17 protein-coding genes are annotated in these 20,935 nt (G+C 53.9%); 12 read left to right on the plus strand and 5 right to left on the minus strand.

Annotation, left to right across the window (positions count from 1 at the left end):
- Positions 1 to 178 precede the first annotated feature (178 nt).
- The 3 genes from trpS (at position 179) to QZ383_RS14305 (ending at position 2,335) form a co-directional block, all read left to right on the plus strand.
- A complete protein-coding gene (gene trpS, locus QZ383_RS14295; RefSeq protein WP_291446435.1) occupies positions 179 to 1,246 on the plus strand; it encodes a tryptophan--tRNA ligase in 1,068 nt (355 codons plus the stop codon).
- A 162-nt stretch (positions 1,247 to 1,408) separates the two neighbouring features.
- Positions 1,409 to 1,849, plus strand: a complete 441-nt coding sequence (locus QZ383_RS14300) for a MarR family transcriptional regulator (RefSeq protein ID WP_291446437.1) — start codon at positions 1,409 to 1,411, stop codon at positions 1,847 to 1,849.
- An 84-nt stretch (positions 1,850 to 1,933) separates the two neighbouring features.
- On the plus strand, positions 1,934 to 2,335 hold the full coding sequence (locus QZ383_RS14305; protein WP_291446439.1) for a pyridoxamine 5'-phosphate oxidase family protein: 402 nt from the start codon (positions 1,934 to 1,936) through the stop codon (positions 2,333 to 2,335).
- A gap of 108 nt (positions 2,336 to 2,443) precedes the next feature.
- Here the strand turns inward: QZ383_RS14305 and QZ383_RS14310 are convergent, their stop codons facing one another.
- Entirely contained in the window at positions 2,444 to 3,787 is a 1,344-nt protein-coding gene (locus QZ383_RS14310) for a sigma-54 dependent transcriptional regulator (protein ID WP_291446441.1), read from the minus strand.
- A 3-nt stretch (positions 3,788 to 3,790) separates the two neighbouring features.
- Positions 3,791 to 5,281 carry a HAMP domain-containing sensor histidine kinase gene (locus QZ383_RS14315; RefSeq protein WP_291446443.1) on the minus strand — a complete coding sequence of 497 codons (1,491 nt, stop codon included), beginning with the start codon at positions 5,279 to 5,281 and terminating at the stop codon, positions 3,791 to 3,793.
- A 232-nt stretch (positions 5,282 to 5,513) separates the two neighbouring features.
- Between QZ383_RS14315 and QZ383_RS14320 the strand changes: the two genes are divergently transcribed.
- The 9 genes from QZ383_RS14320 (at position 5,514) to QZ383_RS14360 (ending at position 15,960) form a co-directional block, all read left to right on the plus strand.
- Positions 5,514 to 5,903: a universal stress protein gene (locus QZ383_RS14320; protein WP_291446445.1), complete on the plus strand. Its 390-nt coding sequence runs from the start codon at positions 5,514 to 5,516 to the stop codon at positions 5,901 to 5,903.
- Positions 5,904 to 5,925: 22 nt separating this feature from the next.
- On the plus strand, positions 5,926 to 6,864 hold the full coding sequence (locus tag QZ383_RS14325; RefSeq protein ID WP_291446446.1) for a sulfite exporter TauE/SafE family protein: 939 nt from the start codon (positions 5,926 to 5,928) through the stop codon (positions 6,862 to 6,864).
- Positions 6,865 to 6,866: 2 nt separating this feature from the next.
- The gene (locus QZ383_RS14330) at positions 6,867 to 7,625 is read left to right on the plus strand and encodes a TIGR02186 family protein (protein WP_291446448.1); all 759 of its coding nucleotides are present in this window, start codon (positions 6,867 to 6,869) and stop codon (positions 7,623 to 7,625) included.
- Positions 7,626 to 7,712: 87 nt separating this feature from the next.
- Positions 7,713 to 10,325: a PEP/pyruvate-binding domain-containing protein gene (locus tag QZ383_RS14335; RefSeq protein WP_291446465.1), complete on the plus strand. Its 2,613-nt coding sequence runs from the start codon at positions 7,713 to 7,715 to the stop codon at positions 10,323 to 10,325.
- Positions 10,300 to 10,686 (plus strand): response regulator, encoded by a 387-nt coding sequence (locus tag QZ383_RS14340; RefSeq protein WP_291446450.1) that lies wholly within the window; start codon positions 10,300 to 10,302, stop codon positions 10,684 to 10,686. The genes QZ383_RS14335 and QZ383_RS14340 overlap by 26 nt, the downstream gene beginning before the upstream one ends.
- Positions 10,687 to 10,999: 313 nt before the next feature.
- Complete coding sequence (locus tag QZ383_RS14345) at positions 11,000 to 11,653, plus strand: DUF599 domain-containing protein (RefSeq protein WP_291446452.1); 654 nt, start codon at positions 11,000 to 11,002, stop codon at positions 11,651 to 11,653.
- A gap of 437 nt (positions 11,654 to 12,090) precedes the next feature.
- Complete coding sequence (locus tag QZ383_RS14350; RefSeq protein ID WP_291446453.1) at positions 12,091 to 12,699, plus strand: hypothetical protein; 609 nt, start codon at positions 12,091 to 12,093, stop codon at positions 12,697 to 12,699.
- Positions 12,700 to 12,746: 47 nt separating this feature from the next.
- On the plus strand, positions 12,747 to 13,313 hold the full coding sequence (locus QZ383_RS14355; RefSeq protein ID WP_291446455.1) for a twin-arginine translocation pathway signal protein: 567 nt from the start codon (positions 12,747 to 12,749) through the stop codon (positions 13,311 to 13,313).
- A gap of 475 nt (positions 13,314 to 13,788) precedes the next feature.
- Positions 13,789 to 15,960, plus strand: a complete 2,172-nt coding sequence (locus tag QZ383_RS14360; RefSeq protein ID WP_291446457.1) for an EAL domain-containing protein — start codon at positions 13,789 to 13,791, stop codon at positions 15,958 to 15,960.
- Positions 15,961 to 16,125: 165 nt separating this feature from the next.
- Here QZ383_RS14360 and QZ383_RS14365 read toward each other — a convergent pair whose 3' ends face one another.
- The 3 genes from QZ383_RS14365 to QZ383_RS14375 form a co-directional block, all read right to left on the minus strand.
- The gene (locus tag QZ383_RS14365) at positions 16,126 to 16,929 is read right to left on the minus strand and encodes a P-loop NTPase (protein WP_291446459.1); all 804 of its coding nucleotides are present in this window, start codon (positions 16,927 to 16,929) and stop codon (positions 16,126 to 16,128) included.
- A gap of 88 nt (positions 16,930 to 17,017) precedes the next feature.
- Complete coding sequence (cooS, locus tag QZ383_RS14370) at positions 17,018 to 18,913, minus strand: anaerobic carbon-monoxide dehydrogenase catalytic subunit (RefSeq protein ID WP_291446461.1); 1,896 nt, start codon at positions 18,911 to 18,913, stop codon at positions 17,018 to 17,020.
- Positions 18,914 to 19,156: 243 nt separating this feature from the next.
- Positions 19,157 to 19,861, minus strand: coding sequence for a Crp/Fnr family transcriptional regulator (locus QZ383_RS14375; RefSeq protein ID WP_291446463.1), 705 nt, complete (start codon positions 19,859 to 19,861; stop codon positions 19,157 to 19,159).
- Positions 19,862 to 20,935: the final 1,074 nt, after the last annotated feature.

Here is a 20,935-nt window from a genome sequence, read left to right on the forward strand (position 1 = left end):
TTGCCCCTTGTGGCCTGCGCATGCTTGGTGTATAGGCAAAAGCCTACGCCCTGCTAAATGTGCAAACATTGCGGCACGGTTGCATATTTATGGAGCAAGCCCGCTCCGTACTGCAAAAAATTCACGCATGGAGGCTGCGTTCCTGATGCCCTAGCCCAGAGGGCACACGCAGAACATTATGAGCAATATCATTCTGACCGGGGATCGCCCCACGGGTAAGCTGCACATCGGACACTTCGCCGGATCGCTCAAGCAGCGCGTTTTGTTGCAAAATTCTGGCAAATTTGATGAAATCTACATCATGCTGGCCGATGCGCAGGCTCTGACCGACAATGCCGACAATCCTGAAAAAGTGCGCAACAACATCCTTGAAGTGGCGCTGGACTACCTTGCCTGCGGCATTGACCCGGAGAAATCCTCCATCTTCATTCAGTCCCAGTTGCCGCAGCTTTATGAGCTGAGCTTCCACTATATGAACCTTGTCACCGTGTCGCGCCTGCAGCGCAACCCCACGGTCAAGGCAGAGATTGCCCAGAAAAATTTTGAGCAGAGCATCCCCGTGGGATTCTTCACCTACCCCATCAGCCAGGCGGCAGACATCACGGCTTTTGAAGCCACCGCCGTGCCGGTTGGCGAAGACCAGAAGCCCATGCTTGAACAGACCGTGGAAATCGTGCGCAAGTTCAACAGCACCTACGGCGAAACCCTGGTGGAACCGCAGATCCTGCTGGAACAGAACGCCGCCTGCCTGCGCCTGCCCGGTATTGACGGTAAGGCCAAGATGAGCAAGTCCATCGGCAACTGCATCTATCTGAGTGATTCCGAAAAGGAAGTTCACGACAAGATTTTCAGCATGTTCACCGACCCTGGCCACCTCAAGGCTTCCGACCCCGGCAAGATTGAGGGCAATACCGTGTTCACCTATCTGGACGCCTTTGCCGTGCCGGAAGACTTTGCCAAGTTCAATTCGCCCTACCCCAATCTGGACGAAATGAAGGCCCACTACCAGCGCGGCGGCCTTGGCGATGTGGCGGTAAAGAAGTTCCTCAACGAAGTCATGCAGCAGATCCTCGGCCCCATCCGCACCCGCAGGCAGCAATACGAACAGGACATTCCTTTCGTCATTGACGTGCTCAAGAAGGGTACGGAAAAGGCCTATGGCAAGGCAGCCAAAACCCTTGAAAAGGTTCGCCGGGCCATGAAGCTGAACCATTTTGAAGCGGGCCTCAAGCTGCAATCCAAGTAAGCAACCCACGCAGACGGGCTGCCCGCAGCGCAGATAATTGCGCCGCACCATGCCAGCAATCCCCGGTGTCGCCATAAGCGAAGCCGGGGATTTTTTTTCTTCTGCTTTTAGCTGCTCATGGCAGCCTTGACATTAGTTCCATATCGAAATAAATTGCCCCCCATGAAGACCGACCACATTGTTGCCCTCATAGGCCGGGTACGCGAACAGGCCAACAACCTCATTGTCGCCGAGCTTGAAAAGCGCGGACACGGCGGCATGGCCCCTTCTCACGGCGCCATTTTGCAGGCCCTGTTTACGCGCGGTCCCATGCATATGAGCGCGCTTGCCGAAGCCATAGGCAAACAAAAAAACACTGTGACTACACTGGTCGGCAAACTGGAGCAGGCGGGTTACGTAACCAAATCTCCTTCGCAGGAAGATTCGCGGGTTACGCTGGTTTCGCTTTCCGGCAAAGCTCTTGCTGCCAAGGCTGATTTTGACGCCATCTCCCAGACGCTGCTTGATGCCGTGTGGGGTGACATGCCCCAGGCCGACAGGGAAACCCTTGTTGCCGGGCTGGAAAGAGTGCTGCGCAACATCAGCCTGAAAACCATATTCTGATACCGGCAAAAGCATTCAACGCACTGTGCTTTGGATGTTTTTTTGTGAAACAATAGTTCGATATAGAATAAAATGGAGCTCATCATGCAAAAAGTAATCGACTTTCTGTCAGCCAACACCACGGTTTTTCTTGCCACCGCTGATTCCGGCGCGGCCCGTGTGCGGCCCTTCCAGTTTCAGTTTGCGGAAAATGGCCGCCTGTGGTTCTGCACCGCGCGCTCAAAAGAAACCTTTGCCCAGTTGCAGAGCGACCCCCGGCTGGAGCTTGCCTGCATGTCGCCCAAAATGGAGACCCTACGCGTAAAAGGTCAGGCCAATCTGGACGATGACATGGCGATCAAGCGGCGCATTATTGAAAACAACGGCCTTGTGCGCTCCATCTACGGCTCGGCAGAAAACCCTGATTTTACGGTTTTCAGCGTTGATCACGGTACGGCCTTCATGTTTGATTTCAGCGGCAACCCGCCTCAGTCTTTCAGCTTCTAGCGCTCCCGAAGCACCACAGGCCCACCTGCAACCCTGCTAAAAAACGGCGGTTGCATGTGGGCCTGTGCACAAAATATGGATCATCCAACTGCGCGCCGCAGAGGCCCCCTACTCCACGCCGTATTCTTTAAGCTTGCGCCATAATGTAGTGCGGGGCATGCCCAGCACTTCAGCCGCAAGTTTTTTATTATATCCTGTTTTTTCCAGTATTTTAATCACATAATGGCGTTCCATCTCCGCAAGGGTGGGTAGCCCGCCGCCCTCAAGCGTATCAAATTCCAGCCGCCGGATATCTTCTGGCAAGTCAGCCTGCGTAATGGTTTCACTGTCGGTAAGTGCCACGGCACGTTCGATAATATTTTCCAATTCACGCACATTGCCAGGGAAACTATAGCCCATCAACGCCGCAAGCGCCTGATCGTCCAGAGCATAAACCTCTTTACGAAACGCCAACCGGTATTTCTCAATAAAATGCTGCACCAGAAGCGGAATATCTTCACGCCGGTCTGTCAGACGCGGCAAGGTTGTGCTGACCACATTGAGCCTGAAGAACAGATCCTCGCGAAAATTCCCCTTTTCCACCTCGGCCTTCAAATCCCGGTTTGTGGCGGCAATAACGCGGATGTCCAGATCCACGGCTCGTGTGCCGCCAACCCGCAAGATTCGCCTTTCCTGAAGCACATGCAGCAGCCGCACCTGCATGGCCAGCGGCATTTCGCCCACTTCGTCCAAGAATACCGTGCCGCCCGATGCAGCCTCAAGCAGGCCAATCTTGCCGGTTGCCGCCCCGGTAAAGGCCCCTTTTTCATAGCCAAAAAGTTCGCTGCTGATGAGTTCTTCCGTAAAACCACCGCAATTGAAAGTAACAAAAGGCTGGTTGCGGCGCGGGCTCAGATGGTGCAGGGCAAGGGCCACAAGGGCCTTGCCGGTCCCGCTGTCGCCCTGAACAAGCACGTTGCAGTCAACAGGCGCGACCTTGCGGATAAGCGAAAAAAGTTCCTGAATGGCCGGACTTTTACCCACTATGGAAGACAGCCCCGTAGTCCCCAGAAGAGCCTCTCGCAACTGGATATTTTCCATGCGCATTGAGATTTTTTCCTGCGCATGGCGGGCAAGAGTGCGAATCTCCGTAAAATTCACCGGCTTGGTTACATAATGGAAGGCCCCTTCGCGCATGGCCTCTATGGCGGTAGAAATAGTACCGTGCCCTGTTACAATGATGACTTCGGTTTCCGGCTTCAGCCCCTTGATTTTGGGCAACAGTTCAAGGCCGTTCATATCCGGCAGCAGCATGTCTGAAAAAACCACGTCAAAGGGCTGCTCTATCATTGCCTCCAGAAAAGAACGGGCGCTCATAAAGGCCTCAACCGCATACCCTTCTTTTACAAGGGCTTGGCTCAGGCGTTTGCAGACAACAGGCTCATCGTCAACAATGGCGACACGCAAGGGCATCTGTTACTCCTTTTCAGTAGTCTGCAAACAACCACCCACGCGGGGCAGCAAAACTGTAAAAACGGCTCCCTGCCCCGGGCTGCTCCGCACGCGGATCTGTCCCTCGTAGCGGTGTACCAGTGCATAGGTTACGGCAAGGCCAAGGCCCGTGCCCTTGCCTACCTCCTTGGTGGAAAAAAAGGGCTCAAAAATATGTTCCTGAATGGACTCCGGTATGCCGGGGCCTGTGTCGCATATCTCAAATGCCACCATGTTAGCATCTGCCTCATGGGCGCAGACGCTAACCGTTCCGCCCCTTGACGTGGCTTGAATGGCATTGAGCAGCAGATTCATGAATATCTGCTGCAAGCTGCGCAGATCACCGCAAATATCCGGCAGGGATTCAGGCACATCCGCATGCAGCACTACACCAGAAAGTATCACCTGATTTTTCAGCAGGTTCAATACAGACTCCACAACCTTTGCCGGGCACAGCCCCTCTGAGGCAGGATGCCCGGTGCGCGAAAAATCCAGCAAGTTGCGCACGATGTCAGAGGCACGCTCCGCCTGCTGCATGATATCATCAATCATCTCCTGCCCATCGGCATCAATGTTTTCCTTATAATCTTCGCGCAGCCCCTCGGCGCTCAACAGCACGTTGTTGATGGGATTGTTCAACTCATGCGCGATGCCAGCGGTGAATGTGCCAAGAGCTGCCATCTTGCGGGCTTGCAGCAGGTGCTCCTGATTTACGGCCAGTTCGTGCGACATTCTGTTGAAAGCGCGAATAAAATTTGCAATTTCGCTCAGCTGCTCGGCCCCGGTGGCGATGGGGCTGAAGTCGCCGCGCCCTACGCGGGCTGTACCCGCCGCCACCATGCCCAGCGGGCGCAGAACCCCTTGCGAAATAAGCTTGATGACCAGAGCCATAAGCAACAAAAATATCGACAAAAAAGCCACCGGCATAATATGGGTCTGCTTAAGAGCCTTGTGCGCCCGCTCGCGCTTTTGCCTGCGGATGTCATCTGCAGACTCTGTCAGCACTTTTCCCAGATTGCGCAGAGTCTGCTGCCCCGCTTCGCCGCCTTTTGCCAGAACCCGCATGGCCTGATCATAGTGGTAAAGCATATCCATGAATTTTTTTTGCTGCTCGCTCCCGGCGAGCATGGTCATATCTTCGGCCAGTTCTCCGGCAAGTGCGTTTATACGCTCAAGATATACAATGCCTTCACTCAGGCTGGCGGCGTCATTGTAGAAAAAATAATTCTTTTCATACCTGCGCACTTCAAGAATATTATTTAACAGATCGTCATATTTTTCGCCAAGCAACAACCGCTGACTCACAGTGGACAGGCTCCAGTAATTCAAGCCCGCCAAAACGCCGATGGACAGAAAGGTCACGGCAAAAAGGATGAATATTTTCCCCTTGATGGAGTGAAAAAAATCTCCGGAAGACGCAACCATGCGCTGAATGCCCCGCCTGTCTGCAATTTTCCCCACTTCCGCCTCGTCCATCGCCAACCTCCATGCCAGATCCCACGGCAATCATGCTTGGTGCGCAAGCTCCAATCCATCTGTTATTCATTTTGAAACATTTTTCACTAGCATTTTTTATATTCTTTTCAAAATGAACACAACGGATTTTAAAATTCCTGACGAAGAATAGATAACACCCAATATTTAAACCATATTTTTTTAAATCTCACCTTGGCATCACATTTGCCTATGCACCCCCACGAGGTGGCGCATGGAACACATTTTAGTGGCCGTTGATCAGCTACATCCCCAGCATGAAGCCATAACTCACGGGTGCTCTCTGGCAAAACGCATTCAGGCACGGTTACATGTGCTCTTTGTGCACAAAAAGTCGTGCGTGGTCACAAATCCTGCACGCCAGCGCCTTGAATTGCTTGTGGCATATGCCAGAACAGAAGGAATACACGTTGAATATACCATACTAGAAGGAGGATATGAAGAATCAATTATTTCATTTATACAAAACAATGGAATAACCCTGTTCATACACGAACTTGAACATACGGATTTACGTTCATTCGAGCGCAGTTTTTCTGTATTAAAGTCTGTTCGTCACAGGATTTCTTGCAGGGTTGAAACAGTAACTCCCCAAAAACATTGATGCAACACAGCGAGGCTGACGTATGAACATACCGCTGTATATGTACCTGCCCATTGCCGGAAACAGCGTAAACATGGCGGCAATCCTGGGTCTGGGCGGAACAGTTGGACTGCTCTCGGGCATTTTTGGCGTTGGCGGCGGCTTTTTTATGACGCCGCTGCTTATCATGCTGGGCATCCCCCCGACAGTTGCCGCAGCTTCCGACTCCAACCAGATTATCGGCGCTTCCACCTCCGGCACCCTGGCCCATTTTCGTCTGGGAAATGTGGATTTCAAAATGGGATTCCTCCTGCTTGCGGGCGGTGTGGCTGGCGGCTGCGTGGGGGTACGCGTCATCAAGCTGCTGCGTGCGATGGGCAATGCAGATTTTCTCATAAATATCACATATGTACTCATGCTTGGCCTTGTAGGCGGCTACATGTTTTATGAAAGTCTGCAATCCATGCGCGCCCCGAATGTCAGCGCTTGCACCAAAACAGCCAAGTGCGCCGAATCCCCATGCCAGCGGAGATTGCACAATTTGCCCTGGCAAATGGATTTTGTACGTTCCGGCGTGCGCCTCTCAGTACTCATGCCTCTGGGCCTGGGCACCCTGGTGGGCATACTTGCCGCCATCATGGGCGTTGGCGGTGGTTTCATCATGGTACCTGTCATGGTGTACCTGCTGCGCATGCCCATGCATGTTGTGGTCGGCACGAGCCTGTTCCAGATTCTGTTCACCTGCGTCAATGTCACCATCATGCAGTCCATTGAAAACCACACGGTGGATTTCATTCTGGCTCTGCTGTTGCTCATAGGGTCGTCATTTGGCGCGCAGATCGGTACGCGCATTGGCAAAAAGCTCAAGGCCGACCAGCTTAAGATCCTGCTGGCAACACTTGTTCTGGTGGTCATGGGTAAAATTCTCTACGACCTGTTGGCCCGACCAGATGTATTGCTGGCATACGCAGGAGGGCATTAATCATGCGTGGTCTGGTACTCTTGCGCATTATTCCGGCTGCGGCCCTGACCATCACCCTTTGCTTTGCAGGCTTAGCCGCACATGCCGCAGAAGCTGTGGTCCTCACGAAAAAACCATCCGACATCAACATTTCTGCCTCTTACACAGGGACAGTACTGCATGTGGAAGGGGTGGCCCCACAAGGCAGCGCCATTGTCGTCCGTTTTGCGGGCGAAAAAACAGATCTTGCCCTGAGGCAAAAGGGCAAAGTATTCGACTTGCTCTGGATGAACCTCGGCACCGTGCATTTGCACAATGTGCCGTCAGTCTTTCTGGTTGGGTCATCGCGCCCGCTGGCGGATGTGGGCGGTGCAGACCTGGGGCTTGAGGCCGTGCGTAAAGCAATAACCGCAGAAGAGAACAAGGGCGATACCCTTGATATCCCGGCTGAACTCATAAAACTGAAGCAACAGGACGGCCTGTACCGCGAGAGCACGCGGGGAATCACCGTGGCGGACAACGGCGATTTTACCGCAAATATGGCCATTCCCTCGCGCATGTCCCCCGGCGCATACACACTTGAGGTTTTCGCCCTGCGCAATGGCAGCATCGCAGGAAGTGTTTCGGCCCCGGTGGCAGTCAGACTTGTGGGCATGCCTGCATGGATAGATCACATGGCCAGGGACAACAGCCTGCTGTACGGCATATTGTCCACCCTGATAGCAATTTTTGGAGGCCTTGCCATTGGCATCGTATTCCAGAGCAGAGGTGGGGCGCATTAGAAGCATTCAGTCGTAAACGTGCTCTAGCCGCACGAACGGATACGGGGGAGCGGCAACGCCCCCCGCCGGAGGACGATCGTGGGAATTATGGCGCGAATAGCCAACCTGTTTATGGGCTGGCGCAACGAGCAAAGCGTAACCTTTGCCCTGCTGTTCAAGAAATTCAAAAGCATTCTTGAACGCAATAACCGCATCCTTGAACTCATGGCCGACATGGGGGACAAGCTTGGCGGCGAATACATTTTTGACAACAAATATATTGAAGACGCCACCTTCCAACTGAACGACCAGGTTTTCAAGCTCATTTCTGATATGAGCGTGCTCACACAAAGTAAAAATACGGCCCTGTTTCTGGCCTTTGAACGCATCCAGCATATTCTGGAGGAGGAAATTGCAGGGCGACGGCATCCGGAAGGAAGCCGCATGGTGCTGCCGTTTCAAGACATCGGCATTGAAGCAGAAGACGAAGTTGGCGGCAAAATTTCCCAGCTTGGCGACATCTCCAACCGCCTGCACCTACAAACACCCAAAGGTTTTGCCATCACTACCACGGCCTTTTTTGCCTTCATGTCGCACAACGGACTTCTTGATCTGGCCCAAAAAGGTATTGAGCAATGGGACGGCACAGATCAGGAACTCCACGAGCTGGCCGACCTTATGCAGTCGCGCATCATGGACTCTCCCCTTCCCTGGCGACTTGTGGCTCAGATTGACGCAATGATTGATGTGCTGAGCAAATGCTCTGCCCACCCCTTGCGCCTTGCCCTGCGCAGCAGCGCCTGGGGCGAGGACGGAGATTCCAGCTTTGCCGGACAGTACGCAACCGAGCTGAATGTGCCACCTGACCGCGTTGTTAAAGCATACAAAACAGTTGTCGCCAGCACCTATTCCCTGGAAGCATGGCGCTACCGCCTCGACCGTGGATACCACGAACACGAAGTGGCTATGGCTGTGGGTTGCCAGATCATGGCCGACAGCCGCATCAGCGGTGTGCTTTTTACCTGCACGCAAACTTCAAGCGCAACGTGCGAGTCCATGATCGTGAGCGCCACCTGGGGTGGGGGCGCTGCCGTTGTTGCAGGAGAAACCGCCACAGATACCATCTACTTGAGCCGCACGCCGCCCTATCCACCACTCACACGGGCAATAGCGCGAAAAACGCGCAGACTTGTGCCCGCAGCAAGAGGAGACCTTGTATGGGAGGACGTGCCGGAAGATTTACAAAATATTCCAAGCCTTACCGACAGCCAGTTGGAACAGCTTGCCCGGGCTGGCATGTCGCTTGAACGTTATTACAAACGCCCGCAAGATGTGGAGTGGACATTCGATTCCCGTGGTGAGCTGCATATCTTGCAATCGCGCCCCTTGCGGTCAGGCGGCGATGCAGGTTTGCCTGTTCCGGTGCAAAGCGCCACCAGAAAGGCAGAAATAATTTTTGCTGGCAAGGGTCTGGTGGCGCAACGCGGCGTAGCGGTGGGAAAGGTTGTACTGGTTGACCACAATACGGATCTTGACCAGTTTCCGGAGGGCGGCATTCTTGTTTCCAAGTTCACTTCCCCCCGCTATGCCCGCGTCATGCGCCGCGCCTGCGGTATTATTACTGATGTGGGTTCACCTACTGGACACATGGCCACTATTGCCCGGGAGCAGCGAGTGCCCGCGCTGGTCAATACGGAAGAAGCCACGCGACTGCTGCATGATGGTGATGAGATAACCCTTGATGCAACGCAGAACATTGTTTATCGGGGGCGCGTTGCAGAGCTGGACAAATTTGAGCGTTCAGAGCCTGACATGTTTGAAGAATCCTACGAATACAGACTGTTGCGCAGGCTGCTCAAGCACATTACGCCGCTCAATCTTGTCGATCCGCATTCGGACGATTTCAAACCCCAGGCATGCAAAACATACCATGATATAACCCGCTATATTCATGAAAAAGCAGTTGAAGCACTTGTGGTGCTAAGCCAGCGGCACGATGCCCTGCACCACGCTCCAGCCCGCCGACTGCTGGACGGCCCTCCTCTTGGCCTTACCATCATTGACGCAGGCGGCGGAACCAACTGCCCGCCAGAAGCGCCAACCTTGAATATGGAAGAAATAACCTCTGTGCCGCTCCTGGCCTTTTTGCAAGGAATGAGCATCTCCGGCATGTGGGACACTGCCCCGGTACCGGTCGATCTGGGCAGTTTTATGTCCAGCTTTACCCGCACGTTCACCGCCTCAATGGCTGGGCCGGAAGCAGTGGGGCGCAACCTTGCCGTGGCACTGCGCGACTACATGAACGTTAACATGCGCCTGGGCTACCACTTTAATACCATTGACGCCTATATCTCCGAGCAGATCAACGACAATTACATCTACTTTCGTTTTATTGGCGGCGTTACGGAGCTTGTGCGCCGTTCCCGCAGGGCCAGGTTTGTGGCGAACGTTCTTGACAGGTTTGACTTTCGCGTGGAAGTGCATGGAGACTTGGTGGTTGGCAGAATAAAAAAACTCTCCGTAACGCGCATGTTGGTTCGTATGCACATGCTTGGTGGCCTTGTAGGTTATGCTCGCCAGCTTGATGCCCGCCTGAACAGCGATGAACTGGTTGCAAAACACGCTCAGGCCTTTCTGGAGGCCATCAAATCCACAATCCCGGCTGAACTTGCCGAGCCAACGGGAGGAAAGAACAATGGCACTGCGCATCTTGGTGCTTGATGACGAACCTATTGTCTGCAAACGCCTGAAACCGGCATTTCAGAAGTCTGGTTATGAAGTTGAAACATTCACAGACAGCGCAGCTGCATTGCGCCGCATGGCTGAAACGGCTTTTGATGTAATTATAACAGACCTTAAAATGGAAGGAGTGGACGGATTTCAGGTTTTAGAACGCGCAAGAGAGCTGCTGCCACAAGCGCGTATTGTGGTCATTACCGGATTTGCGACGCTGGACACCGCGAAGGAATCGTTCCGCAAGGGAGCCTTTGATTTTGTGGCCAAACCCTTCAAGCTGGGCGGCATCATTGAATGCGTGCGCCGTCTGGAGGAAAGCATAACGCCCTCGCCCGCAAACCGTTAAAATACAGAGTGCCGCGACTGCAACCCCTTGCCTGGACGTGCTGGGTTCATGGCAATGAGGGAACCGCTGGCTGACCTGTTGCTTCAGATACACATGCAGGAGTATACAGTCACTGTGGGCGCAGTCCTAACGTGCCGACAACGCCAATACGGCCGAGCATCAAGCGCAGACTGGGATTTTGCCGCCCCACCAGGCAACTTGTTTAGGTTTAGCCCGCAGCCTTGTCGGAGCTGACGGCGTCAAATCCGCGCAACGGGATTAGCCACCAGTTTAACGGGGCATCCGCATTGGCTTTTTCTCCCTCGGGGGCTGCATGTATACTTTTGATCTTTTATGTTTCTGCATTTCCGTGGCTCTCTACACCGCGTATAATCTCTACATCCGTTTCAGGGAATCATCCAATCCCGGCTACACAATCCACGGCATATCACGGACGGCACGGGTTCAGTGGGTGGCATCCATTCTTGAAAAAAAGAATGGCATTCTTGCCGTGCAAACTCTGCGCAACGCCACTATGGCCTCTACCTTTATGGCCTCCACAAGCGTTCTGCTGGCCGTGGGGGTGCTCTCCCTTACTGGCAATGGGGAAAATGTCCGGCACACATGGCACTCGCTGAACTTTTTTGGTTCTGTGGAGCCGGGCATGTTTGCCTTCAAGATTCTTGCCCTTTTGCTGAATTTTTTTCTGGCTTTTTTTTGCTTTACCTCATCGCTCAGGTTGTACACGCATGTGGCCTTCATGCTGGGCGCGGAATCCGGGCAGCTGGATTCCGACCAGCTTGGCAGCATGGCAGAAAAATACCTGAATATGGGAGCAAACCATTTTTATTTGGGAATGCGCGCCTTCTATTTCACTGTGCCGCTGGTTTTCTGGATTTTTGGCGCGCAGTTCATGATTTTTGGCACTGCGTTTCTGATCAGCATCATCTTTATTCTCGATAAGACGCCACAACACAAAGAGAGTTAGATATTATCTTGAAATATCTTTCCATTATATCCATGGTAATCTCGTAAAAAATTCTGCATTTTAGCATAAGTTAATGCCGCTACATGCGCATTTATTTTAACTTTCTATGAATACAGTCATGCAAATAAAGTATATTTACAAATATAACAGCACATACGAGAAAATTACAAATTTTTCACAACTCATATATATTCATTATTTCAGCACAGCGTATTCAACTGTTATATATAAACGCTTCATGTAAGCATAATTAATGACACCCTCACCACTGTTATCATTCAAATGCATATTTTACATACATTTGAGTTAGGTATGCGATTTTTTTCAATCTTAACGCAAGTCAGATAGAATTGACGGCGTAGTAGGCAAGAGGTACTTTATTCTTGTCAAAGAATGTTTGTAATCAAATGGAAAAGTCAACCATGGGAGGGAAAGGCATGAAGATTGTGTTTTCTGGATTGGTTCTAGGACTTATGACCATATGTTTGGTGGCTTGCAGCAAAAACGCCCCTCAACCTTCTGCCCAGCCAAATGAAACGCTGGTGATGAGTTCTGAGGTTGAGAGCACGGTGGCAAAGGTTGAAGCTATTGATCTCAAAGCGCGCAAGTTAACCTTGAGCAGCCTTCAGGGTGATTTGTTTATTATTCATGTGAGCAAGGAAGCCGTTAATCTGCGGCGCGTAAAGAAAGGAGATATGGTCGATATTTCCTACGGGCGTGAACTGACAGTGTGGTTGGCGGAGCCTGGTTCTGTGGCTGACGAACAGGCTACGGCTGTTGTCAGGGCCAAACCCGGATCCCAGCCGCAGGGCATGGGAGTAAGGGAATCGAACTTTACCGCCAAGATACTTGCCATGGATAAAGTCAACGAGCTGGCCAAGCTTGAACTTGCCAACGGTTCTGTGGTGGTGGTCAAGGTGCAAAATCCAGAGAACCTCAAAAAGCTTAAGGTCGGGGATACGCTGGGCATAAGCTACCTTGAGGTTGTTGATATCGCCGTACGGAAGGGCTCCAAGCAGAGCTCCAAGCAGGGGTCCAAGCGTTGATTCAATAGGCTTGGTGTATTCGGCCATATTAATGAGGGGAATGGTCAATGAACGGGAAAATCCTTCGGCGTTTGATGATCTTTTTATCCCTGCTTGCACTTGTGGTCGTTGCTCTTCCCGCGCCCTCCATGGCAGACAGCGCGGCATCCATCAATTATGATGTTACTGCTGCGTTAAACCAGTTATACGCTTCAAGCCCTGCGGCAAAAAAAATGGGAAGCATGGCCAAGGGAATCCTTGTCTTTCCCAATATAGTCAAGGGCGGCTTTATCATTGGCGGTCAATTCGGCGAAGGCGCCCTGCGGGTGGGTGGCAAAACCAAGGGCTTCTATCGTAGCGTTGCAGCATCCTACGGGTTGCAGGCCGGGATACAGAAGTTTGGCTATGCCCTGTTTTTTCTTTCGGACGATGACCTGAAGTATCTGAAAAGCAGTGGCGGATGGGAGATAGGTGTCGGGCCTACCGTGGTTGTTGTGGATGAGGGAATGGCCAGATCGTTTACCACAACCACAGCCCGCTCTGGAGTGTATGCCTTTTTCTTCAACCAGAAGGGGCTGATGGCTGGCTTGGGTATTCAGGGCAGCAAAATAACTGAAATACATCCGGGCAAGTAGCCTCTGTTTTTTACATACTCGGAATTTGACCTTTTGAAATGCATAAACGGCGGCTTACGATTCAAGTAGGCCGCCGTTTTTTGTGCGCATGCGGTAGAAGATAGTGACCATTGGTGGGGACACTCATTATTGTGCTCAAGCCTACAAGTGCAATCGCCCCCTGAACCACCTGCCGATCTGCCCCTCTCCCCTTTCTTCTGAAAATCGTACGATCTTTACCGCTAACATCCCTGACCTCTTGATTGTTTTTTAGCATGATATTACATAGATTGATAATAAGTCACCCAACATACATGGCGGGATCGCTCAAATGGGCCTTCCTGCCGGGTGCGATTGCAGACAGCTTGCAGGCTGGCACGGCACACCCTGATGCCGTTGCCTTATGAGGTCTTTGACACGAATCCGAGCAAACGGCTCATAGTCAGACCATACACACTGAGCCGTAGAAGGTGGACTTGCAAGCGATACTCTGCATATGAACAGCAAACAGCTAGCCCAATCCCTCTTGTGCCTGCTTGATAATCTGAGCGGGAGGCCATTTTTTCTTGCCATACGGCGAGGGCTGTTTATTGTTTTGCCGCTCATAATGATCGGCTCATTCACCCTGCTGCTGCGTAATTTGCCCTTTGAATCCGCACAAAATGCCGTTGACGCACTGCTTGGCCCCGTGGGAATGCGCGCGTGCGACACCCTTGTGGCAGGCACATTCGGCATATCCGCCCTGGCACTGGCCTGCGCACTGGGCGGAGCCAGCGCCATGCGGGCCAACCTGACCAATCCCTCTGCCCCGGCAGTCAGCCCCATGCTGAGTTCGCTGGTGGTTCTCTCCTGCTTTTTTGTCATTGTCGCACCGGAAGAAACAAGTTCCTGGACCATCAGTTTTTCCATGGACAGAGGCCTTCTGCTTGCCATGTGCGTGGCTATGGCGGGCAGCGCCGTATTTGTGCGCTTGGCGCGGTACCGGATGTTTCATCTGTCGGAAGAAATGGCCGGGCATGATCCGGTTGTGCGCGATGTGGTCACGGTTATGCCTGCGGCCATGCTAACAATCCTGATTTTCGGGTTTATCCGCTTTCTACTGACACTATGGGGAGCAACAGACCTGCATGCAGCAACAAGCAGGCTGCTTACCCTGCCCTTTCAGCATAGCGGCAATGGCCTCGGCTTTGGCCTGCTCTACAGCTTCACCTCGCAAGTGCTCTGGTTTTTCGGCGCTCATGGCCCCAACGTGCTCAATTCGGTGGATGTGAACATCCTCACCCCTGCAGGCCTCGTTAATGCCAAAGCCGTAATGTATGGCAACGAGCCGCCTTTTGTGTTCACAAAAATATTTTTCGATACATTTACGCGCATGGGCGGCTCAGGCTCTACCCTGGCCCTCTGCTTTGCCGTTCTGGTACGCTGCCGCGACTGGGGCATGAAAAAACTCTGCCTGCTGGCGCTGGTTCCGGCCTTGTGCAACGTTAATGAGCCGCTTATTTTTGGCATTCCCCTGATGCTCAACCCCGCCTTTGCCATTCCCTTTCTTCTGGTGCCAACGGTACAAACCGTAATGGCCTACCTTGCAACAATCATTGGCTTTGTGCCGCATACCACAGTGGGTGTGGCCTGGACCACCCCCCCGCTCATCAGCGGCTATGTTGCGACTGGCAGCATCAACGGCTCCATTTTGCAGATGATAAACCTTGGGCTGGGCTTCTTCATATATCTGCCCTTTGTGGCTCTCTCTGACGCCGTGCGCGAGAAGCACGGCAAGCAGGTTATGCACAACCTGTTGCAAATTGCCAGCCGCTGTGATTTGGGCTCTCCCGACAATCGCAAGTGCCTGAACATTCCCGGCGAAGTGGGCCGCCTTGCCCACACGCTTGCCACAGACCTTGAACGGTCGCTAAACGCCAATGACGGCCAGCTTTATCTTGTATTTCAGCCGCAGTGCGACTACACGGCAAAGCGCGTGGCAGGCGTGGAAGCCCTGCTGCGGTGGGATCACCCCATATATGGCCCTGTGGCGCCGCCCATTATTGTTGCGCTTGCCGAAGACACAAACCTCATTGACCGGCTCGGCAAGTTCGTTCTGCTTGAAGCATGCAAACAGCGCGCTGCATGGCATGCCACGGTTCCCCATGACCTTGTGATCGCCGTGAATATCACTCCCAGTCAGTTGCGCAATGCCAACTTTGCCCAGATGGTGCTTGGTACGCTGCACGGCCTGGGCCTTACACCCACCCAGCTGGAGCTGGAGATTACGGAATCTTCCATTCTGGAGCCGGACGCCCGAACCCTCGATCTGCTTACCCGTTTGCGTGTGCTTGGAGTACGCCTTGCCATTGATGATTTCGGCATGGGGCACACCTCGCTGCGCTACATCCGCGCCTTCCCAGTAACAACGGTCAAGGTTGACCGATCCCTCACGGAAAGCCTCAACAGCAACGTGCAGGAACAGATCGTGCGCAGCATTCTGGATTTGAGCCGCAGCCTGCGCATATCCACCGTGGTGGAAGGAGTGGAAGACGAGCAGCAGTTGCGCGTTTTTACGGGCATCGGCTACCATACGTTTCAGGGATATTATTTCAGCCGCCCGCTTTCTGGTGCGGACTGCCTGGACTTTGTGCTGCGCTACAACGGGCAAAAGGATCAGGAAACCTAAGGAAGCAGGCCAGCAATTTTTTTCGCTCTTCGCCCCAAGCACGCAAAAGGCCCCGGCATAACCGGGGCCTAAACTTTATCTTATAGCCTGAACTCTCACCAATCCGCCGCATATCTACCCGCGCGCGGACAATGTCTCTTGGCGGGCAAGTCTACATCCTTCGCTTCAGATGGATTCGCCTTCAATTTTTTGCAGCAAACTGGCGCAAAAATTGTCCAGCATCTTTTCTGTTTCATCGCCCAGCCCCAAAACAGAACCAGAGCGCAACTGGCGCGCCCGTAACGCCTCAAGATCAGGCATGCTGACGCGCTGTTGCGGCAGATCGGCAATAGCTGGCAGATCTGCGGCATGGTCAGGTGTGGCCTTGTTCAGCACCAGCACCTGACGGTGCAGCCCGAGATCGCCAGCCATACGGGCAACCTCCGCCGCTGTTTCCAGCGAGCGCATACTCGGCTCGGAAACCACCAGCAGGGCATCCACATGGGCCACGGTTCCTCGGCCCAGGTGCTCCACACCAGCCTCCATGTCCACCAGCACCCATTCACGCCTGTCGAGCACCAGGTGCGCCAGCAGGGCCTTGAGCAGGGCGTTGCTTTCACAAGCGCAGCCGCCCCCGGCGCTGGTCAAGGGCCCCATGACCAGCAGGCGTTTGTCTCCAGCGGTTTCCCCCCCCTCCCCTACAACCGGCAAGGGGGCTGACAGAACCTCGGGCAGATCGCTGACATGCGGATCAAGATCCATCATGCCGCCCTTGCCAGCGGGGCGAATACGCTCTTCAATCAGTGCGGCGCGCTGGGTGAGGGCCTCCGGCAGATCAGCCCGCGCGAGGCCAGAGGCCTGCCCGAGCGAAAGCGCCGTGTCGGCATCCACAAGCCAAACTTTTTCTCCGCGCCGCGCCAGATAATCACCAAGCCAGGCGGTGATGGAGGTTTTGCCCACGCCGCCCTTGCCAGAAACGGCAATCTTCATGCAATCCCCCTGTGGTTTATGTACGTATCCTCGCGCCTTGCGCAGAGCGGGCAGGCTCTGCCCACCCGCCCTGCAAAAACACACTGGCCTAAGGTTGCAGGCCAAGGCCCTGCCGCTTCTGCCGGATGCGCACATCCAGCAGATCAGCCGCCTTTTCGGGATCGTCATTCACCACAAAGGATGCGCCCACAATCTGTTCCAGACCGTTCAGGGCGATATCCGTCACCTTTTCTGAGCCGAGGATGTTAGGCGGCAGACCCAGATGCGTGTAAATGCCACTGGCAACGGCATACAGGCCGATGGCCGCCGCTTTTTCAGAATACCATTCCGGTGAGGACGCACCCACTGGCAGATCGGAAATATCCACGCCCAGAGCATTGGCGATCAGCGCGCACAGCTGCAAAATACGGGCGTTATCCACGCAGCTGCCGAGGTGCAGCACGGGCGGGATGCCCAGCGCGCCGCACAGGCTTTGCAACCCCGGCCCGGCCATGGAAGCGCCCTCGGGCACCAGCAGCCCGGCCTTGCCCGCCGCAGTGGTTACGCAGCCTGTGGCCAGAACCATAATATCTTTTTTGATAAGCGCCTTCATGAGGCCCACGTTGGCCGAGTCGTGCTTGATCTTGGGGTTGTTGCAACCAACAACGCCCACAAACCCGCGCACAGTGCCAGCCTTAACGGCATCCAACAAGGGATCAAGCGTGCCACCCAGAGCCTCAAGAATAGCCTCGTTGGAAAAACCGGTCATGATGCTGACAGGTTCGCCGGGGATCTCCACACGCTTGGGGTCGCGCTCCAGGAATGCGTCCACCGCCATGCGCACGATCTTGCGGGCTTCTTCCCGCGCGTTTTCGGGATGGAAGTTAAAATGGATGGCCCCGGTAAAGCGGGCCTTGGCGGCTGTGTCAATGAAGCGGGTGTGGTAGCAGCCAGCCACCTGCACCAAGCTCGGCATGATGCACTGGTAGTCCACCACCACAACTTCCACAGCGCCAGTCACGATCGCAAGCTCCGTCATCAGGTGGTTGCCCGCCATAGGGATACCCTGCCGCATGAGCAGCTCATTACCGGTACAGCACAACCCGGCAACAGTGATGCCTGTTGCTCCGTTCTTTTTGGCAAGCTCAATCATTTCAGGGTCGCGAGCTGCGTCCAGAATCATCTCGGACACCACAGGATTGTGGCCGTGCACCAAAATATTGACTGTGTCCTTTTTGATTACGCCAAGGTTGGCGGTGGACATCTTGGGCTTTGGAGTACCGAAAAGCACGTCGCACAATTCCGTAGCGATCATGGAGCCTGCCCAGCCATCGGCCAGTGCGCAACGCGCCGCATGCAGCATAGTATTGGGTGCATCATTATCGCAGCCCATGTGGGTGCGGTGCATCATTTCGGCAATTTCGCGGTCAACGCCGCGCGGAGTTATGTCGAGCTTTTCCCACAACTCGCGGCGCTTGGCCGGAACGCGGGAGACAAAGTTGACCGCCTTGCGCCTGCTGCCAAAATCGCTGTAACAGGCGTCCACCACATCGGCGGCCACATCAAGAGCCTCACGCCCTTCTGTCGCAACGCCGAGTTCAGCGGCAATGCGGCGCAATTTTGCCTCGTCCCGAATCTGGTAGCCGGGGGCACGGCCTTCCACCACTGCCTCCAGAGCCTCAATCACATCACGTCCGTGATCCGAATGCCCGGCAGAGCCGCCAGCGATAAAACGGCCAAAGTTGCGGGCCACAATTACATCGGCGTCTGCACCGCACACGCCACGAGAAAGTTTCCCGCCGGGTTCGGCCTTGGCACTGATGCGGCACGGCCCCATGACGCAGTTGCGGCAGGTGGTGCCAAGCTCGCAAAAACGGCAATGCGGCGTTTGCTGATCCAGCCTGTCCCAGGCAGTTTCTACACCATCTACTCTGGCCTTTGCCAGCATGCGTTTGGCATCATCCCATATGGACATGTCATTGATGTCGCGCTTCTTGCTTTCCATAACTGCCCCACAAAACTTGAGGTTACACGGCGCGCCAAGTCTGCGCCGCTATCTTTGACATACTGGTATCACAGTCAGGCAAGAGCGTCTGTCAGGTGTGCGACAAAGGAATGGTGATGATTTTTATAACAAAATAATCAACTGAAATGACAGTATTATTTTGAAATATCCTGTAAAAATTAATAGTAAAAAAGTCTGAAATTAAGAAATTAAAAGGACTGAGCAGAAGAATATCCTGGCGGATTAGTCCAGAAGTTCGCGAAGGCGGCCTTCGTCGAGAATGCAATATACGCCGCGCTGCTCCTTGAGCAGAATGCCCGAGCGGGTCAGGTCTGTCAGCAAGGTGGAAATGGTCTGACGAGACGCCCCGAGGGTCTGGGCCAACATCTCGCCCGAAAGCTGCAAACGGGCGCGGCGGCGGCCATCAGGACCAGGGGAGTTTTCTTGAGCGACCGAAACAAGATGTCGAGCCAGGCGGGCGGAAACATCACGCAGAGCGAGTCCGTCAACAATACTGAACGTATTTTTGAGAATACCGCCAAGCACGCGCACAACAGTCACCGTAAACTGCGGCACGGACATCATGCGTTGATTAAACGTGTGGGTGTCCACCAGTAGAATGGTGGCATCTTCCACAGCCTGAACCTGTGCGCTGGAGTGGCTGACATACACATCGCCCGGTTTGAGAAAGGCGAGGGTAAATTCCTTTTCGCCATAGGCAAGATATACGCGCACAAGGCCCTTGCTCACAATGAACACGTAATTGCCAGCTGTCAGCCGCTCCCCTGCTGAAGAAAGTGGAGTTGGGGAACTTTCCAGTTCTTCATCATAGCTGGGCGTAAAAATCATGCTGTTTTTGGGGAACCTGCGCTCATGAAAAGCGGAAAGCAACGAGGAGAATTCCGGCTTGGCCAGTTCTTCCAGCAAATTGACTGAGGTAAACTTCATGGGATTCTCCTGCTTCCGGCATGCTCACTGATCCACGGGGATACTCAGCATGACGACATTTAATCGGTCATTCCACAGTACCCCCTCACTACCAATTTAAACATATAGTCCATGTGCAAATTCGTCAAAGATTTCGCAACAAGGCAAGGTTTGGGTCGCCTGAGTGGTGTGCAATTTCTGCTCATCGCAGAGTTTAAGTATTTTGCTGCCCTTCGGGCACTTGATTCCGCATCCTGTAGCGCGCTTTCACCTCAACGGCCTGGGATTTACCTCTCAGTTGAGGCGAACCTTTAGATTTTGCTGCCCTTCGGGCATGGGATTCCGCCGTCGGCGGAGTTTGGGACGCCTGTGCGGGGCGCGCAGCAAGGCGGGGCCGGTTATGGGGCTATGCCCCCTTCTCGGCCCCCCTTGCATCCCCCCCGAAGCACCCCGAAGAGGGACTACCAATTACCCCAGCATGGCGAGGGCAACGCGGCTGAAGCTCCGGGAGCTTCCTTCACTCGCTGCGCTCGGTCAGGCGATCTCCCTCCGCGCCGCGTAAATGCCAGATGGCGCTTTTGCTTTGGATAAAGTCCGTTTCAGCCAACTCCCCTGACAACAATTATACATTTAAAGCTGGTCGTTGGCTCAAGATGTCTCGCCACAATCGCGGGAATGATGTGAAATGGTTGTGGTGCCGTTTTCCATCTTGCCTTTTGCAGGTCGTGATTAGGAGAGGGTTGTGGAGTTGCCTTCCTTAGACTCGCCGGAGCGGAGGCGGAGGCGATGTGCTGGTGTTGGTCGAATTTGCAAAATACGCATTTTGCGACCTGAAAAGGAAGCGCCGGGATTTTGAGCGCAGCGTACTCAAGTACGTGAGCATCAAAATTTCGGCGCTGACGCGTTCAGGGCGTAAAAGACGGGTTTGCGTAAATGCGGCTGACGGGCTCTGGACGCAACCAGGAGAGACCGGGGAATAAAACCCAAAGAGCAAGGGGGGAGTTGGAAGGAAGAGGATGGGCGGAGGGGAAGAGTAAAGGGGGGGGATAAACGACAAAGCCCCTTGCGCTAGTAGCAGCAAGGGGCTTTGGAGCA

This window comes from Desulfovibrio sp. (assembly GCF_019422935.1).
Classification (GTDB): domain Bacteria; phylum Desulfobacterota; class Desulfovibrionia; order Desulfovibrionales; family Desulfovibrionaceae; genus Desulfovibrio.

Excerpts from the sequence above, each read along its gene's own strand:
- trpS (WP_291446435.1), top strand. The coding sequence starts at position 179 with ATGAGCAATATCATTCTGACCGGGGATCGCCCCACGGGTAAGCTGCAC.
- QZ383_RS14300 (WP_291446437.1), top strand. The coding sequence starts at position 1,409 with ATGAAGACCGACCACATTGTTGCCCTCATAGGCCGGGTACGCGAACAG.
- QZ383_RS14305 (WP_291446439.1), top strand. The coding sequence starts at position 1,934 with ATGCAAAAAGTAATCGACTTTCTGTCAGCCAACACCACGGTTTTTCTT.
- QZ383_RS14310 (WP_291446441.1), bottom strand. The coding sequence starts at position 3,787 with ATGCCCTTGCGTGTCGCCATTGTTGACGATGAGCCTGTTGTCTGCAAA.
- QZ383_RS14315 (WP_291446443.1), bottom strand. The coding sequence starts at position 5,281 with ATGGACGAGGCGGAAGTGGGGAAAATTGCAGACAGGCGGGGCATTCAG.
- QZ383_RS14320 (WP_291446445.1), top strand. The coding sequence starts at position 5,514 with ATGGAACACATTTTAGTGGCCGTTGATCAGCTACATCCCCAGCATGAA.
- QZ383_RS14325 (WP_291446446.1), top strand. The coding sequence starts at position 5,926 with ATGAACATACCGCTGTATATGTACCTGCCCATTGCCGGAAACAGCGTA.
- QZ383_RS14330 (WP_291446448.1), top strand. The coding sequence starts at position 6,867 with ATGCGTGGTCTGGTACTCTTGCGCATTATTCCGGCTGCGGCCCTGACC.
- QZ383_RS14335 (WP_291446465.1), top strand. The coding sequence starts at position 7,713 with ATGGCGCGAATAGCCAACCTGTTTATGGGCTGGCGCAACGAGCAAAGC.
- QZ383_RS14340 (WP_291446450.1), top strand. The coding sequence starts at position 10,300 with ATGGCACTGCGCATCTTGGTGCTTGATGACGAACCTATTGTCTGCAAA.
- QZ383_RS14345 (WP_291446452.1), top strand. The coding sequence starts at position 11,000 with ATGTATACTTTTGATCTTTTATGTTTCTGCATTTCCGTGGCTCTCTAC.
- QZ383_RS14350 (WP_291446453.1), top strand. The coding sequence starts at position 12,091 with ATGAAGATTGTGTTTTCTGGATTGGTTCTAGGACTTATGACCATATGT.
- QZ383_RS14355 (WP_291446455.1), top strand. The coding sequence starts at position 12,747 with ATGAACGGGAAAATCCTTCGGCGTTTGATGATCTTTTTATCCCTGCTT.
- QZ383_RS14360 (WP_291446457.1), top strand. The coding sequence starts at position 13,789 with ATGAACAGCAAACAGCTAGCCCAATCCCTCTTGTGCCTGCTTGATAAT.
- QZ383_RS14365 (WP_291446459.1), bottom strand. The coding sequence starts at position 16,929 with ATGAAGATTGCCGTTTCTGGCAAGGGCGGCGTGGGCAAAACCTCCATC.
- cooS (WP_291446461.1), bottom strand. The coding sequence starts at position 18,913 with ATGGAAAGCAAGAAGCGCGACATCAATGACATGTCCATATGGGATGAT.
- QZ383_RS14375 (WP_291446463.1), bottom strand. The coding sequence starts at position 19,861 with ATGAAGTTTACCTCAGTCAATTTGCTGGAAGAACTGGCCAAGCCGGAA.